Raw genomic sequence first — 16514 nt, 5'->3', positions numbered from 1 at the left:
TTTTCATCTCGACGATCAGAGTGTTTTTGCGCATTAAAGTGTATCTATTTCTTGTTTGATTTTGTATGATAGAGACAAATCAACTATCCGTTCCGGCCTATGATCGGAGCTACAAGGAGTCCTAAAACAATGCCTCGTCAACAACTATTAAAACAGTTTCGCAATTTTCATGATGCTTCTACTAGTATTTTAAACATGATGAGTCAATTCATTGATGTGAATACACTGTTTATTGCTAAAAATGATCAAAACACCAATCAAATTGTAAAGGTGCTAAATCATGACGAGCAGCTTCTTGAAGAAGGAGAAGAACTTCCTTACGAAAAGACATTTTGCAAGCTTGTGGTCGATCATCGGGATACACTTGTGATTCCTGACATTTCGAAGGATGACCGTTTTAAATACTTAGAGGTTACGAAAAATCTTCAAGGCGGCTCGTTTATTGGAGTTCCCATTAATTTCACAGATGGGACGAACTACGGAACGATTTGCGGACTTGATTTGAGGCCGAAGCAGTTCACAGAAGAGCATGTGTATATGTTTGAAACGATGGCTTCATTATTAAGCTATGTCCTCGAACTAGACCGTGCCAACCGGCAAATTCGGCAATTGTCTGTACCGATCGTACCAGTTGTTGACGGTGTTGCTGTGCTTCCTCTGCTTGGTGATATCGAAGAGACACGTGCTCAGCATATTTTAGAAACCATTTTACAGGAAAGCTACAGGCTGTCGCTCTCTCATTTGGTCATTGATGTATCGGGAACCAAAAGCCTGAATGAACAAAGCATTCAATATTTGGTCAGCTACGCACAAACGCTGAGACTTTTAGGAATTTCGGCAGTTTTAACAGGTATTAAGCAAGACCTTGCTTTAAGTGCGATTCAATCCAATATATCGTTTAAAGACATCACCATCCGGAAAGACTTGCCGCAGGCACTTGCTCATATTGGGTTGACGTTTACCAAAAATGAATAAGTGGTGATTCACCAAAAAGGGCTAAGATGAACTTCATTTTAGCCTTTTTCTTTTGGAAACGGCAGTCGTATGGTAAATGTCGTTCCATTGTTTTTTTCACTTTTCATATCAATATGCCCTTCATGCAGGTCCACAAGCTGCTTCACGATAGACAAGCCCAATCCGTATTCTCCATACGGTGTATTCGTTCTTGAGATATCCGCTTTATAAAAACGTTCCCATATGTGTTTGACTTCGTCTGGCGCAATGCCAATGCCTGTGTCTTCCACTTCGATGATCGTCTCTTGATTTTCTTGTTTTCCTCTTAAGTAAATACGGCCGTCTTCTGTGAATTGAATCGCGTTCTTTGTGATATTGACAAGTATTTGAATGAGCCTGTCATAATCTGCATAAACCTTTAGCTCGGGATCAACGTCCACGATCAGCTGATTGTTTTTCTCTTCGGCGATTCGGCTCAGCTGCTCTTTCATCACTTCAAATGTGTCAATGAGTGGATAATGAAATTTCTGAAGGGTAATTTGATTCGATCTAATTTTCTCATAATCCATATTTTCATTGACGAGGCGCAGCATACGTTTTGTCTCATCAGTGATTAAGGCATAGCATTTCTCTTTCTCTTCTGCTGACACATCCGCAGTGTTCAGCCATTCCACCAGTCCTCGAATGGTGGTCAGCGGTGTTTTCAATTCGTGAGACACATCTGCGATGAATTGACGTCTGCGCTTTTCGAGCCGATCAATTTCCTCTCTTGATTGCTGAAGACGCTTGGCCATCATATTAAAATCCTCACCAAGTGTGCCAATTTCATCAAGGTGTTTGTTTTCAAGCTTGATGTTGTAATCACCTTGCGCAATCTTTTCAGTCGCCTCTCTCAACTTTTTGATGCGGTTCACATGAAATTTAGACAGGAACAGGCTGAGAATAAAGGTGATCGTCAGCGCCACAAATACGATGATATACAGATAACGATTCATTTGGGCGATGAGCTGTTCAGCGCCTTGAATCGGGGCAATAAGGACAACTCCACCCTTTAGCTTTCCATCCTCCATGACAGGGAGCGCCACAAGTGATGCCTCTTGATCAAGGCGGCGTGAATCACTTCGCTTCACAATGATTTGCTCTCCTTTTGAGAGTTTGGCCCATAAATCCTTTGTCAGTAATACTTCATGCGGCGGCATCACTTGCTGCTGAGACAGAATATCTCCTTTTTCATCAAACACGAAAAAACGAATTTGCCTCGTCGAAAGAATATCTTCAAATGGCCGCAGACGAAAGGTCATTTCGCTTTTAGAGAGTCGTTTATAATCTTGCAAGATTTCATTCCCATAGGAGCTCATTTCATTCACTCTGTTTTGATAGGCAATATCTTTCACAAAATGAGATAAAAGGGTGCTGATAATGACAATGGCAATGAGCAATAACCCAAGGTGACTGATCAGCAGCTGATAAAAATATTTAATCTTCATCGAACTTATACCCTACGCCCCATACTGTATACAAAAAGGGCTTAGGCCCGTCCCCAATTTTTTGACGCAGCCGTTTAATATGAACATCTACCGTTCGTTCATCTCCATAAAATTGGTATCCCCAAATTTGCTCAAGCAATTGTTCTCGTGAAAATACTTGCCGAGGATGCTGAATAAAAAAGCACAGCAGATCGTATTCTTTCGGTGTGAGGTTCTCTATTCGCTCTCCATCCAGGAAAACTTCTCTCGTTTTTTTATCCAACTGAAAATGTGCTGTCTCCAGCCGTTCGCCCTCATTCACCTTTTCTTGAGTGGTTGTATGAGCAAAGCGTCGTTTCACCGCTTTAATTCTTGCCATCAAGGTTAGTGGACTAAAGGGCTTGGTCACATAATCATCTGCCCCAAGATCAAAACCAAGCACCTGATCAGATTCGGTTTCCTTGGCTGTCAGCATGATAATCGGAATGTCACTAATCTGGCGCACTTTTTGACAAATGGTCAGACCATCCATCGAAGGAAGCATGACATCTAAAATGAGCAGATCCCAATCCTCCTCTTGCTTAAAGCGATTCAATCCTTCTAATCCATCATGAACGAATTCCGCTTGAAATCCCTCTCGTTGAAAAAACATATCCGTCATTGTACAAACGCTCTGATTATCTTCAATCATTAATATTTTCATGATCAGCCTCCGCTGCTACCATTGTTTTTCTTTATGTAGCTTTATTTTACATGTTCCCTTTCAAATCTCAATTGGATTCCACTGTTTTTATGAACTTATCATCGTTTGGTCATCTTTTATTCATACTTTTTGAAAGAACTAATACTGCGGTGAATCACATGAGGTTTTTTTATGATGGCATTGCAGAAGATGGTCAAGATATTGGTTGAAATAGGACAGCGTCATTTACATATATTTAGAGAAAGAACTTCCTGACAGTTATAGGATAGATCTATTTAAAAAAGCTCATCACTATATCGATGAGCTTTTTTATCATGCCAGCAACTTCAAATAAGCAGTGTCATTTTCCTCTTCAACCGCCTGTAAAATCTGCTGTGCCTGAGATGCGCTTGTGATGCTGCTTAACTTTTGTATGATGTCTTCTTTCGATAACGCACAGCCTGGTGCTCCCTGCGGAATATCAACCCGCTTGCTCATGGTGGTGCCGTCAGTTAAGGTGAGCTTCACAATCGTAAAGCGTCCTTTTGGGACAGCATCGGGATGGGGTACTGTCGTTTGATCATATCCTCTGTTTACCCGCTTCATCCATGTCCGCATGTCTGATGGAATGTTTTTTTTCGTAAAGGCATCCAGCGTAAGCGTCTGTCCAAACACTGCAAGTGCGATGACATATTCGACACTGAATCGTCCTTCTTCCCCGGTTAAAGGTGTCCGCTCAATAAGCGCTGCATCTCCGCCTGGCGGGAATATGACATCGACCTGTTTTACCTGCTCCGGCAAGAAAGACCGCTCTTTCATTAAGGATTGGATCGCATCTGCTGCATGGTGGGCTGCTGAGCAGAATGGATATACTTTGAACCACAGCCCCGGCGAAACGATACGCCATGTAGAACCATAGCCCTCTAGCAAACGGCTTTTCGCAAGTTCCAGATCTCCATAGAGTGAAAAGAAACCAAGCGCGCCATCAAGAACCGAGTCATTCCCGCCAAAACCTGAACAAGCTAAATCCATAGACCAAACGGCTGTTTTAGCAGCTAAGCCGGCTTGTAATGATTTCATATCAGAGCCAAATTGCTTTCGCATTCCGGCTGATTGCGCTCCGGCAAAGCCGATTGCTTTCGTCAGTTCTTCCTTGGAGACTTGTTTCAAATAGCCAATCGCACACACTGCCGCAATGGCTCCGAGTGTTCCTGTATTATGCCAGCCCCGCTCATAATGCGCCTTACCGATCGATTCGCCAAGTCTTGCCATCACTTCAACACCTGTGATGTAGGCAGCTAAAAACCGCTCGCCATACCCTTTGCCGTCTGTCAGCTGTGATAGCAGCGCTGGAATGATGACTGCGCTCGGATGTCCTCTCACATCTGAGTGCACATCATCATAATCCAGGGCATGGATGAGGTAGCCATTCAGCATTGCTGCAGATTGGCGGCTCACCTTCTTTCCTTGTCCAATGACAGGAATCTGAGCGGCTCCGCCTTCCTGTTCAACAAGCTGCATCAGCTTTTGGATCCCTTCATCCTCTTTCGCAGCAAGCGCTGATGCTGCAGCGTCTAACAGGCCATTTCTAGCCATTTGAATGGCCCGCTCATCCTGCAGCGGATCAGCAGAAAGCACTGCTTCTGCCAGATGTTTTGTTAATTCCATGATCGAGACTCCAATGCCCGTACGGCAAGCTCAGCAAAGAAGGCAGCGGAAACTGGAAGTGCGTCTTCATTTAATGTAAACGCAGGGTGATGCCACTCCTTCGTACCACTAGTCCCCATCCATACAAAAAAGCCTGGAATGCGTTCTTGATAAAGAGCAAAATCTTCTCCGCCCGGTGACTGCTCTGCCTGCACGACATGTAAGTCAAGTGAGCCAGCCGTTTCTTCTACTACCTTTGTCAAACGCTCATCATTCATGACAGATGGCAAATAAGGATGCCATCTTACTTCAGCCTCTGCTCCAAATCCTTCTGCAATTCCACTGACGATTTGTTTCATAAGCTCCGGAATCATCGCTCTTACTTCAGGCTCAAACGTCCGAACGGTTCCTTCCATCTCAACACGGTCGGGTATGACATTCCATGATGTACCGCCTTGGATACGTGTGATACTGACAACCGCATGATGCAAGGAGCTGATGCGGCGGCTGACGATTTGCTGAAGGGCGCTTGTGATCTGCCCGCTGATGGCTATGGGGTCTACCGTGTGATTTGGAATACCGGCGTGGCCACCCGTTCCTTTAATATCGATTTCAAACCGGTCCACACTCGCCATCAATGCTTTTTCTCTGATGCCAATCGTGCCAACTGGCAGGTCAGGCTTGTTGTGCATACCGAAAATCGCATCGACTCCATCTAAAACGCCTGCCTCTATGACGTGTTTCGCCCCTTGAGCAACTTCCTCAGCCGGCTGGAACAAAATACGCACCGTTCCTTTGATCTCGTGTTTCCGCTCTTTTAATAAAAGAGCCGCGCCAAAAATAGAAGCTGTATGGAAATCATGACCGCATGCATGCATTTTACCCGGTACCTTTGAAGAAAATGGTTCGCCAGATGCCTCTTCAATCGGAAGTGCATCAATATCGGCTCTCAAAGCAATTGTTGGCCCCTCTTGTTCTCCTTTGATTTCACAGACAACGCCTGTTTGAAGGGCTGGGATATCAAGTACAGTGATCCCTTCCTCTTCTAACCAGTGGCGCAGTTTCTTTGTCGTTTCATATTCTTCAAACGCCAGCTCTGGATGCTCATGAAGCGCTCGGCGAATGTTGATCAAACGTTTGTTTAAAGCTTCATTTCCTATTGATTTCACTAGACACTCACCCCTCTAAAGAATAAAAAGCAGCTTATGCTTCTTCAGCCGCTGCTTCTTTTTGGATAAATCGTTTCGTTCGTTCATTCTTTGTTTCATCAAATAGCTCAGTTGGCGTCCCCTGCTCGATAATATGACCATCCGCCATGAAAATCACATGGTCTGCCACTTCTCTTGCAAATGCCATTTCATGTGTGACGATAATCATTGTTGTTTCTTGAATCGCAATGGATTTAATGACTTGAAGCACACCTGAGACAAGCTCTGGATCAAGCGCTGACGTTGGTTCATCCAGCAAAATCGCATGTGGATCAACCGCTAACGCGCGGGCAATCCCAATCCGCTGCTGCTGTCCGCCAGATAATGTGACTGGATAGCTGTCAGCCTTTTGCTCTAACCCTACCTGCTTCAGCAGTTTCATACCGATTTCATTCGCCTGCTGCTTCGTCATTTTTTTCGTCACAAGCAGTGATTCTGTTATGTTTTGCAGTGCTGTCTTGTTTTTAAATAAATTATAGTTTTGAAACACCATGGCCGTTTGTTGACGCAGGTGATGAGCTTCTTTACGTGAATATTTGGACGCATCGAGCCTTGCATCGCCAATTTCAATCGTGCCTTCATCAGGTGTTTCTAATAAATTTAAACAGCGCAGCAAGGTGGATTTACCGGAGCCAGAAGGTCCGATAATGGCCACAACCTGCCCTTTTTTCACGTCGAGATTGATTCCGTCTAAGACGACAAGGTCGCCGAATGATTTCTTCAAATTGGTGAGCTTGATCATGTCCACACCTCCTTAATTCCGGTAAGGTTTGCTGATTTTTCGTTCAAACAGGTCCTGCAGGAAGCTATAAATGATCGTCATCACCCAATACACGATCCCTACGGCTAAATAGGTTTCAAAGTATTTATAGTTCGCCGATGCAATCATCTTCCCTTGTGCAAACATTTCTGCCACACCAATCGTAAAGGCAAGAGATGTTTCTTTTAAAAGACCGATAAAGGTATTCCCCGTCGCTGGAATTGCATTTCTAATGGCCTGCGGGAAAATAATTCTAACGTAAGACTGCCATCTTGTCATACCGACAGATAAGCATGCCTCAAGCTGCCCTTCATCCACTGAGTTCAGAGCCGCTCTGAAAATTTCTGCTAAGTATGCTGAGTTTTTAATACTTAATCCGATAATGACCGCTGTTAAAGCATCCATTGAGGTCATCGCAGGGAATAGCTGCGGGAGACCAAAATAAATGAGAAAGAGCTGAACCAAGGTTGGAACCGCTCTGAAGAAAGAAATATACAGCTTGGCAAATTGGTATAAAACAGGTATCCGGTTTTTCGTAATGAGAGCGAATACCACACCAATGATAATGGCAAATACCATGGAGACAATCGCCATGAAGATCGTTATCGGCAAGTATTGAAGCAATGTCGGAAACACCGTCACCATATACTGCCAATCAATTTTGTTCATGTCTGCTCTTCACCGCCGCTGTCGTTATTTTTTAATTGGCACTGTGACATCGTCTTTGAAATATTTCTCAGACAATTTCTTAAGTGTCCCGTCTTCTCTTAATTCTTTGATGGCTTTGTTAAATTCTTCTCTTAGTTTGTCATGCTTTTTATCTTTCGCAAATGGATAGCCTACTTCTTCATACACAATTGGGTTGCCTACGATTTTCAGCGGCAGACCTGTTTTTTCAATTTGAGCAAGTAATACACTGCGTCCGTTGACATAAGCATCTACGCGGCCATTTGCCACTTCATTTAATACGCCGTCTTGCGTTTCATATGTTTTGATCTTAATTTTCTTGTCAGGGTCTTTGCTCTCTAAGTTTTTAGCATGGTTAGAGCCAAGAACCGCCGCCACTGTTTTTCCTTTTAAATCGTCAAGACCTTTGATGTCGTTGTTGTCTTTTTTCACGATGATTTGTGTTCCTGCGTAAGCGTACGTATCTGTAAAGTTAAATGTTTGTTTACGCTCGTCTGTGATGGCAACTTGGTTTGACACTGTATCGAGCTTACCAGACGTCAGCTGTCCCATCAGTCCGCTGAATTCACTCAGCTGCCAGTCTAGTTTGTAGCCAAGCTTTTTCGCAATGGCTTCTGTTACTTCAACATCGAATCCTACAAGCTTGCCATTGTCTTTATAAGCAAACGGATAGCTTTGTCCTGTAGCGCCTACTTTTAACACCTTTTCGTCTTTGCCTTCACTCTGATTGTTGCCGCCGCAAGCTGCTAAAACTGCCAGCATTGCTGCAAATAGAACGACTAGCCACTTTTTGTTTTTCATGTTTGTAAACCCTTCTTCCTCTTATGGTTGTGTGATATCTGATCTTAATTGTTTTTTGAAATAAACCGTGATATGACCTTTGCCTAAATCCTTTTCACCTGCTCTGACGTAGCCTTTACGCTCATACATCTCTATGAGCCATGGATGCTTATCAGCTGTACCGAGCGACACGTACGGCACCTTCAGTGTATCCCTTAGCACTTCGGTTTCAACCCATTCCAGCAAGGCTGAGCCTGTGCCTTTTTTGGCAGCTGGTTCTGAGGCAAACCACCAGATGTGAGGGACGCCGAATGGTCCTGGCTGCTCTCCCCAAGGCATACGGAGTGATAAGGTGGATAGAAGCTCTCCGTTTTCTTCCATCACATAGCAAAGATTCTTTTGTACATTTTTCTGAACGAGAGCGAAATCAGCATGTGCTGCTTGGAACTGGATGCCTAGCTCACGAATTGGCTCGTAGGCTCTTGTTGTCAGTTCAAGCAGCGCCTCTATATCTGCCTCTGTTGCCAGACGAAACGTGTATCCCAACGTTAGTCACCTCACCCTTATGTCGTGTAGCGATTTTTTGGCTCTGTTAATCCAAGATTTTCTCGTAAGGTTTGTCCTGTGTAATCGGTTTTGAATAAGCCTCGTTCCTGAAGGATTGGGACGACGCGGTCTACGAACACATCCAGCCCTTCTGGCAAGAGCGGCGGCATGACATTAAAGCCGTCTGCTGCTTCTTCACGAAGCCATGTTTCCATCACGTCTGCCAGCTGCTGCGGCGTTCCAATGAAAATATTATGACCGCGTGAGCCAGCAACCGATTGATAAAGCTGGCGAATGGTCAGGTTATCCTTTCTCGCCATATTCATCACGAGATCAAAACGGCTTTTCACCGCATTTGACGTGCTCGGATCAATCTCTGGAAGCGGCCCGTCTAAAGGATACTGAGACAGATCAATCCCGCCTAAGTAATTTTGCAGAATGCTCAGTCCAATCTCAGGAACAATCAGCTCCTGTAATTCTTCATATTTCGCTTGGGCTTCTTCCTCTGTATCAGCAATGATCGGGAAGATACCCGGCATGATGCTGACGTCCTCTCTAGCACGGCCAGCAGCCTCTACTTTCCCCTTCAAGCTTTGATAAAATTCCTTCGCTTTATCGAGATCGTTTTGTGCAGTGAAAATGAGTTCTGCTGTTTTTGCTGCAAGCTTTTGGCCATCTTCAGAAGATCCTGCTTGAATGATCACGGGCTGCCCTTGCGGCGTGCGTGATACGTTGAGAGGACCTCTTACTGAGAAGAACTCACCTTTGTGCTGGAGCTCATGAAGCTTACTAGATTCGAAGAATTCTCCCGTTTCCTTGTTTCTGACAAGGGCGTCTTCCTCCCAAGAATCCCAGAGACCTTTGACGACTTCGACGAACTCTTCTGCACGCTCATATCGTTTATGGTGTGCTAAATGCTCTTCTCCGCTAAAATTTTTCGCTGTTTCTTCAATAGAAGATGTGACCACATTCCATGCTGCTCTTCCGCCTGATAAATGATCAAGGGAGGCAAACTGCCTTGCAATATGGAAAGGCTCACTGTATGTAGTGGATGCTGTTGCTGCTAAACCAATGGTTGAAGTAGACTCAGCAATCGATGAAAGCAGCGTGAGCGGTTCAAATCTCGTTAATACGTTCGGATGAGAGGTTTGATTAATGGATAAACTGTCAGCTAAAAAGAGCAAATCCAGCTTTCCTTCCTCTGCCTTTTTCGCTAATTGTTTAAAATAATCTAGGTTCATGGCTGCATCTGGTACTGCATTCGGATGTCTCCAAGAGGCAACGTGATGTCCAGTTCCTGCGATGAATACGCCTAGCTTGAGCTTCCTTTTCGGCTGTGACACTTGTTCTTCATCCTTTCTATATCCTACATGTATCAAACTGAAGTCTTAGAAGATACATTTTTCTGATTGAATTAATCGGTTTTATTAATAAAAAAAGGGCAAATGTTGCGAAAAATGAAAAATAATTATTACTATATGCCCTTTTTACAGGATTGTCAACCGCCTTCTGAACCTCCAAAATAAGGGATTTCAAACGCTCATGACGGTGTATCAATCTCAATATTTCCGATGAGCCGATCTGTGGTATGTGTCAACAATTGACTGCGTTCCAGCATGTTGTGAGCGATGACAGAATGAGTGGAATTTGCGGTGCGGACAGCAATCGCTTTTTGAGGAGATAGATTGATGATGTTATTGCGCAGCACACGGGCTGAGGCGGCCTGGTCAATAAAGATCGCCGTCGGCTGTCCGATCGATCGATTTAAATAGAAACGGTTATCTCCAATTTGTGGCGAACCATTTTTAATATACATCACCACATATAAGGATGTTTCTTCAAAGGAATTATCTTTAATCTCTAATGCCCCCGTCGTGCTGCTGTATACAGCGTAGTTTTGATAGTGTTTAAAGCGATTCTGCCAGATGAAAGCCTTTGCATTTTCAGTGACACTGATCGTATACGAAGAATCTAGCTCCGGGTGTCCTTCTTGAATAAAGTGATTGCCGTTGATCCCGACTTCCCCTTCCTGCACCCAGATGCCTCTGCTGAATTCTTTGAATTGATTGTGCTGGATGAGAATATTCGTTCCTCTCACCACGGCCGCATCGATTACAGAGTAGACCGTATTGTTTGAAAAGACGACACTATCCGATTGATAGATACGCAGCGAGGCGCTTCTTTTTCCGGTATTCGTTCCTGATTCAATATGGTTTCCTTCTATTAGAATACGATTCGCCATATAAACGGACACAGCCGCATCTTCAAAAAGACTAATCTTATTGCCTGTAATGTGAACACTGTCTCCCCTCACATCAATCCCTTTTTCAAACCCCTCAATCATATTGCCAATAATCACCACATTGTTTTCCGTTTGACCAAGTGAGACGCCTAAGCTCGTAATCCCTGCTTTTGTCACACCTCCTCCCACTGCACGAATCATATTGTTGGCAATGATCGTTTCGGTGGAGAAGCCATAGGAGATACTGCTATCTGTATGATTGCCTTCAATGATCACACCATAACCGTTAAAGTTATAGATGGAGCTCGCTGCACCTCCTCTGACGATGTTGTTGCGAATCTGAATATTCAGAGGCTCCTCCATATTAACGGCATTTTCTCCATAGCCTTCAATATCAATACCCATTCTTGGCTCGACCCCATTTACTCCTGCTCTTTCCAAGAGACAGTCCTCCACAATAACCCCATCACAGCCTGTAATCGAAATATTGTTGCGTCTCGAATCTGTGATGGTGCAGCCAGAAATATCAATAGATGCAGCAGGCGAGTATGGTTCCCCCTCTGTCAACAAACCGTGGGGACTGACAATGATGCCGTCTCCCGTACAATTTTTTATTTGGACATGATTGACCTCTACATGGGAGGCACCTTCAATACATATCCCAAAGCCCCATTCATGGGTTTTTCGTTCAGCGGGGAGCGGCTTGTATACATGCTCATGACGATCCCCTTCAATACGCCCGCCTCGAATGGTCACATGCTCAACCTTTCCTATATAAAAAGTTGCATACCCCCATGAATCATTTGGTTTCACCTTTATTACAGCGTCTGACGCCATCTCAATGCATATATGACTTGGCACCCGTATACCTGCACCTCGGAAAGGAAAAAATGGATCACCTCTGTACACCGCATCGATTAAATATGTGCCGCTCGGCAGCCAGATATGGGAATATCCCTGTGCTTTTGTCCACTCTAAACATTCATTGAGCTTAGCTGTGCAATCCGTTTTCCCGTCAGCAATTACGCCAAAATCTAGTACATTGACAACTGGTTTTTTTAGATCAGATTCATTCAATTCCCCCAACCTAATCACTCCTTTTCACACATGTTCTCTTGTCATCCTATGCATGTGGTAAAGGTTTGCTTGTACATTCCTTCAAATTTTAAATAAATTCTTTCGGAATAACTTTCCGATAATTTTCACTTCAAAGAATTTTTCAATTTTTTGAGTCTTTACGCCTATTGAACTAACATTTTCCTGTTTTAGAATAGTTTTATATTGACACAAGAACTATACAAGAATATCATTTTTCTCATATCTCTTTTTTTAAGAAAGGATCTATGCCATGTCTACAATTGATCACGATAAAATTGTTAAAAGTGTTCCTCAAAAAGGGTTTTTTGGACATCCTAAAGGACTTTACACACTGTTTTTCACTGAATTTTGGGAGCGTTTCTCCTATTATGGCATGCGTGCACTGCTTATTTATTATATGTACACAGAGGTGACAAAAGGCGGTCTAGGCTTTGACCAGACGACAGCCAATTCGATCATGTCTGTCTATGGTGCGCTTGTCTATATGTCAGGAGTGATTGGCGGATGGCTCGCCGACCGGGTATTTGGATCATCCAGTACGGTCTTTTATGGCGGAGTTTTTATTATGCTCGGCCACGTGATTTTGGCTTTGCCAAGCGGAGCAACAGCGCTCTTTATTAGTATGGGACTGATTATTATCGGGACAGGTCTTCTCAAGCCAAACGTTTCAAACATTGTTGGTGACCTGTATACAAAAACAGACCCTCGCAGGGACTCTGGATTTAGTATTTTCTACATGGGGATCAACATGGGTGGCTTTATCTCCCCATTAATTGTCGGAACACTCGGTCAAAAAGTCAATTTCCACCTCGGGTTCTCACTCGCTGCCGTGGGGATGCTTGTTGGACTTATTACATTTGTGGTCACAAAAAAACCGAACCTTGGTCTTGCCGGCACGTATGTGACAAATCCATTATCAGCTGCCGAACGTAAGAACTTCAAAATTTACGGATCATTGGTTGTGATTTTGCTTGCGGTTTTTGCTGTCATTGGCATTCAAACAGGCGCACTCACAATTAATCTATTCACTTGGTTTGTTAGTGCCCTTGGTGTACTCATTCCGATTGTTTATTTCATTGTCATGTATTTCAGTAAAAAGACGAGCGCAGTGGAACAATCCAGGGTTCTCGCTTATATTCCATTGTTCCTTGCTGCCGTGATGTTCTGGGCAATTCAAGAGCAGGGCTCAAACATTTTAGCAACATATGCAGATCAACGAACAAACTTGAATTTCTTTGGGATGACACTAGCGTCTTCATGGTTCCAATCATTGAACCCAATCTTTATTGTGCTGCTGTCTCCAGTGTTTGCTTGGTTATGGGTTAGACTTGGGAAGAAACAGCCGTCTACCCCGATTAAATTCTCACTCGGTCTTCTGTTTGCAGGGTTATCCTTCATCATCATGATCATTCCTGCATACATGTCCGGTCCGAACACACTTGTGAGCCCATTATGGCTCGTTCTGAGCTTCTTCCTCGTCGTGATCGGAGAGCTCTGCTTATCACCAGTTGGACTGTCAGCGACAACAAAGCTGGCCCCTGCTGCCTTCTCAGCGCAAACGATGAGCCTTTGGTTCCTTTCAAATGCAATGGCACAGGCGATCAATGCGCAAGTAGTCAAACTGTTTGATAAAGTGCCGGAAACCGTCTATTTCGGTATCATCGGATTCCTTGCCATCGTTTTATGCGTTGTGATGCTATTACTGACACCAGTGATTAAGAAAGCGATGAAAGGCGTTCATTAATAAAAAACTGGGCATGAGTACATCATGTCCAGTTTTTCACTTTAATTATAATCATTATCTTACTGCATTATTCATTCGTTTTCATTGGTACTGTCTCATTTATTTCAATATTAAAATAATTCACGGCATTGTGATAACAAATATCTTTGACTATTTTTCCTATAAATTCGTAATCCCTTGGAAGCTCACCATTTTCTATCCAAGTCCCAAATAAATCACATAAGATTCTTCTGAAATATTCATGGCGAGGGAACGATAAAAAGCTTCTGGAGTCTGTAAGCATCCCTACGAAAGTGCTAAGCAAACCTATATTAGATAATGTTTTCATTTGATCTAGCATGCCGTCTTTTTGATCATTAAACCACCACCCAGACCCAAATTGAATTTTTGCTCTGGCATCAGAAGACTGAAAATTCCCTATAGTAGAGGCCACAATCGCATTATGAGCGGGATTTAAATTATAGATAATGGTTTTAGGTAAAAGGTTGTCTTTGTCTAATTCATTCAAAAAACCATTTAAATGTCTTGCTAGGTGGAAGTCAGACATAGAGTCGTACCCACTATCTTTCCCCGTTAACTTGAACATTCGTGTGTTATTATTCCTTAAAGCACCTATGTGTAATTGCATGGTCCAATGAAGCGAATGATATTTTTTACTCAGGTGAAGAAGAGTGTTTGTTTTAAATTTATTGATATCCTCTAGGGATAGTGTTTTTCCTTGCAGCGCACGTACAAATATAGAAGACACTTCTTGTTCAGTAGCTGGTGAAAATGGAAATATTTCAAAACCATGATCAGAAATTCTGCATCCATTCGCGTGAAAATAATCAATTCGTGAATGTAATGAAGCGATAAAGTTTTCATATGTTAAAACAGCGCCGTTGATTGAATCACCTAATTTTTCTATATAGTTTACAAAATTCGATTGTTCAATATTTAAAGCATGATCCGGTCTAAATGTAGGTAGGACCCTAGTTTTAATTCCTACATCTTTACGTATGATTTGATGAATCTCTAAAGTATCGATTGGATCATCAGTCGTACACACAACTTTTACATTAAATTTTTCTAAAATTCCATTTGTGGACATGTTACTTTCATTTAATCTCTCATTACAAATATCCCAAACTTGATGTGCATTTTTTTCTGAGAACAACTCATTTATATTGAAATAACGACTTAATTCTAAATGTGACCAATGATAAAGAGGGTTTCCTATTGTATATGGAACCGTTTGCGCCCAAGCTAAGAATTTTTCCTTGTCACGTGCATTCCCCGTGATCAATCTTTCTTCTACGCCTAACCATCGCATCGCCCTCCATTTATAGTGATCTCCATTAAGCCAAATATCAGTCATATTTTCATATTTTTTGTTAGCAGCAATGTCATCAGCCATTAAATGCGTATGAAAATCATAGATTGGCATATTTTTCGCGTAATCATGATAAAGAACTTTTGAACTTTCATGATTAAGCATCATATCTTCGCTTAGGAATGTAGACAATATCGTCACCTCTATACTTATGTTTAGAAAATCAATTAAATGAAATAAGGTGTTATTAACAAAAATAACACCTCACTTTTTTAGATCTTACTTAATTCAAACTCCGTATTTACGTAGATTGCGTCCCGTTGTGCAATTAAGCAAAGTTCTGCGGCTTTAAAAGTATGTTCTTGAGTCATAGCATTTTCAGTACCGTTTAAACAATCTAAAATAAGTTCACCAAAGTAAGGGAATCCTACTTCTCCATTTAGAGAAAAATGCTGCTCTGTCTGTTGATTTACTAAATATAAATGGTCTCCTGTTTTATCCCTTGCGATGTCTACGTATTTGCGGATTTCAATATACCCTTCTGTTCCAAGAATGAATGTACGCCCATCCCCCCAAGTGCTAAGGCCATCAGGAGTCAGCCAGTCTACTCTAAAGTAGTTTGTGGCCCCATTATCAGCAATCAAAGTAGCATCACCAAAGTCTTCTAATTCTGGATATTGATGATGCTTATAATTGCCCACTTTACTATGTACAACTTTTGCATCTTTTGCGCCAGAATAGAAAAGGAATTGTTCAATTTGGTGACTGCCAATATCACATAGAATACCTCCATAATATTCCTTTTCAAAAAACCAGCTTGGTCTGCTTTCTACATTACTACGATGTGGGCCAGTTCCAAGAACTTGTACCACTTTTCCAATGGCTCCTTGTTCAATCAATTGACCAGCAAATACGGCACTCTCCACGTGCAAACGTTCACTATAATAAACAGCCCATTTAAGGCCCGTATCAGCTGTTTTTTTACGAGCAAGCTCCAATTGTTCTAACGTTGTAAAAGGTGATTTATCGGTAAAGTAATGCTTACCATGATCTAAAACACGCAGCCCTAAATCACAGCGTTTAGATGTAATGGCTGCGCCTGCCACGAGCCTAACATCTGGATCTTCGAGGATTTCTTTCTCACTTTTGGCTGCCTGTACCTCCGGATATGCTTTACAAAATTCTTGTACTTTTTTCTGATCATGATCATAAACCCATTTTAATGTAGCCCCAGCCTCAGTTAATCCATTGCACATTGCATAGATGTGTCCATGATCAAGACCTATAGCCGCCATGACGAATTGTCCTTCTGTAACGACAGGGGCACTTTTTCCCTTAGGAGCATAATTCATTCCATCACTTTTCTGCATGATTGTTCCTCCTCTAGC

The 16514-nt window shown here is 42.6% G+C and carries 14 protein-coding genes; 2 read left to right on the top strand and 12 right to left on the bottom strand.

Annotation, left to right across the window (positions count from 1 at the left end; genetic code table 11):
• Positions 1-129 precede the first annotated feature (129 nt).
• Positions 130-975, top strand: coding sequence for a GAF domain-containing protein (locus MHI23_RS02210; protein WP_025093640.1), 846 nt, complete (start codon positions 130-132; stop codon positions 973-975).
• Positions 976-1013: 38 nt separating this feature from the next.
• Here the strand turns inward: MHI23_RS02210 and MHI23_RS02205 are convergent, their stop codons facing one another.
• The 10 genes from MHI23_RS02205 to MHI23_RS02160 all read right to left on the bottom strand — a co-directional run bounded on the left by MHI23_RS02205 (position 1014) and on the right by MHI23_RS02160 (position 12058).
• Positions 1014-2441 (bottom strand): HAMP domain-containing sensor histidine kinase, encoded by a 1428-nt coding sequence (locus MHI23_RS02205; protein WP_024427309.1) that lies wholly within the window; start codon positions 2439-2441, stop codon positions 1014-1016.
• On the bottom strand, positions 2431-3123 hold the full coding sequence (locus MHI23_RS02200; protein WP_024425529.1) for a response regulator transcription factor: 693 nt from the start codon (positions 3121-3123) through the stop codon (positions 2431-2433). Before MHI23_RS02200 ends, MHI23_RS02205 begins: the two co-directional genes overlap by 11 nt.
• A 312-nt stretch (positions 3124-3435) precedes the next feature.
• Positions 3436-4770 carry an MmgE/PrpD family protein gene (locus tag MHI23_RS02195; RefSeq protein WP_342492242.1) on the bottom strand — a complete coding sequence of 445 codons (1335 nt, stop codon included), beginning with the start codon at positions 4768-4770 and terminating at the stop codon, positions 3436-3438.
• Positions 4761-5918: an amidohydrolase gene (locus tag MHI23_RS02190; protein ID WP_034622943.1), complete on the bottom strand. Its 1158-nt coding sequence runs from the start codon at positions 5916-5918 to the stop codon at positions 4761-4763. The genes MHI23_RS02195 and MHI23_RS02190 overlap by 10 nt, the downstream gene beginning before the upstream one ends.
• A 34-nt stretch (positions 5919-5952) precedes the next feature.
• A complete protein-coding gene (locus MHI23_RS02185; RefSeq protein WP_025093644.1) occupies positions 5953-6699 on the bottom strand; it encodes an amino acid ABC transporter ATP-binding protein in 747 nt (248 codons plus the stop codon).
• Between the two features lie 12 nt (positions 6700-6711).
• Positions 6712-7386 (bottom strand): amino acid ABC transporter permease, encoded by a 675-nt coding sequence (locus MHI23_RS02180; RefSeq protein ID WP_024427305.1) that lies wholly within the window; start codon positions 7384-7386, stop codon positions 6712-6714.
• A 24-nt stretch (positions 7387-7410) separates the two neighbouring features.
• Positions 7411-8205, bottom strand: a complete 795-nt coding sequence (locus tag MHI23_RS02175; protein WP_024427304.1) for an amino acid ABC transporter substrate-binding protein — start codon at positions 8203-8205, stop codon at positions 7411-7413.
• A 21-nt stretch (positions 8206-8226) separates the two neighbouring features.
• A complete protein-coding gene (locus MHI23_RS02170; protein WP_024427303.1) occupies positions 8227-8730 on the bottom strand; it encodes a GNAT family N-acetyltransferase in 504 nt (167 codons plus the stop codon).
• A gap of 17 nt (positions 8731-8747) precedes the next feature.
• Positions 8748-10073: an LLM class flavin-dependent oxidoreductase gene (locus MHI23_RS02165; protein WP_034283773.1), complete on the bottom strand. Its 1326-nt coding sequence runs from the start codon at positions 10071-10073 to the stop codon at positions 8748-8750.
• A 197-nt stretch (positions 10074-10270) separates the two neighbouring features.
• The gene (locus MHI23_RS02160; protein WP_342492241.1) at positions 10271-12058 is read right to left on the bottom strand and encodes a right-handed parallel beta-helix repeat-containing protein; all 1788 of its coding nucleotides are present in this window, start codon (positions 12056-12058) and stop codon (positions 10271-10273) included.
• Between the two features lie 262 nt (positions 12059-12320).
• Here MHI23_RS02160 and MHI23_RS02155 point away from each other — a divergent pair, with 262 nt between their 5' ends.
• On the top strand, positions 12321-13814 hold the full coding sequence (locus MHI23_RS02155) for a peptide MFS transporter (RefSeq protein WP_025093647.1): 1494 nt from the start codon (positions 12321-12323) through the stop codon (positions 13812-13814).
• Between the two features lie 67 nt (positions 13815-13881).
• Here the strand turns inward: MHI23_RS02155 and uxaC are convergent, their stop codons facing one another.
• Together uxaC and MHI23_RS02145 are read right to left on the bottom strand one after the other, a co-directional pair.
• A complete protein-coding gene (gene uxaC / locus MHI23_RS02150) occupies positions 13882-15318 on the bottom strand; it encodes a glucuronate isomerase (protein WP_342492240.1) in 1437 nt (478 codons plus the stop codon).
• 80 nt (positions 15319-15398) lie between these two features.
• Positions 15399-16496 (bottom strand): Gfo/Idh/MocA family oxidoreductase, encoded by a 1098-nt coding sequence (locus tag MHI23_RS02145; RefSeq protein ID WP_342492239.1) that lies wholly within the window; start codon positions 16494-16496, stop codon positions 15399-15401.
• Between the last annotated feature and the right edge of the window lie 18 nt (positions 16497-16514).

It is taken from the genome of Bacillus sp. FSL M7-0003 (assembly GCF_038628485.1).
GTDB lineage: Bacteria > Bacillota > Bacilli > Bacillales > Bacillaceae > Bacillus > Bacillus safensis.
Note: the sequence above shows the minus strand (reverse complement) of the source record. Positions and strands in the feature narration are given on the sequence as shown.

Coding starts and splice junctions, on each gene's coding strand:
- MHI23_RS02210 (WP_025093640.1), top strand. CDS start 130: ATGCCTCGTCAACAACTATTAAAACAGTTTCGCAATTTTCATGATGCT.
- MHI23_RS02205 (WP_024427309.1), bottom strand. CDS start 2,441: ATGAAGATTAAATATTTTTATCAGCTGCTGATCAGTCACCTTGGGTTA.
- MHI23_RS02200 (WP_024425529.1), bottom strand. CDS start 3,123: ATGAAAATATTAATGATTGAAGATAATCAGAGCGTTTGTACAATGACG.
- MHI23_RS02195 (WP_342492242.1), bottom strand. CDS start 4,770: ATGGAATTAACAAAACATCTGGCAGAAGCAGTGCTTTCTGCTGATCCG.
- MHI23_RS02185 (WP_025093644.1), bottom strand. CDS start 6,699: ATGATCAAGCTCACCAATTTGAAGAAATCATTCGGCGACCTTGTCGTC.
- MHI23_RS02180 (WP_024427305.1), bottom strand. CDS start 7,386: ATGAACAAAATTGATTGGCAGTATATGGTGACGGTGTTTCCGACATTG.
- MHI23_RS02175 (WP_024427304.1), bottom strand. CDS start 8,205: ATGAAAAACAAAAAGTGGCTAGTCGTTCTATTTGCAGCAATGCTGGCA.
- MHI23_RS02155 (WP_025093647.1), top strand. CDS start 12,321: ATGTCTACAATTGATCACGATAAAATTGTTAAAAGTGTTCCTCAAAAA.
- MHI23_RS02145 (WP_342492239.1), bottom strand. CDS start 16,496: ATGCAGAAAAGTGATGGAATGAATTATGCTCCTAAGGGAAAAAGTGCC.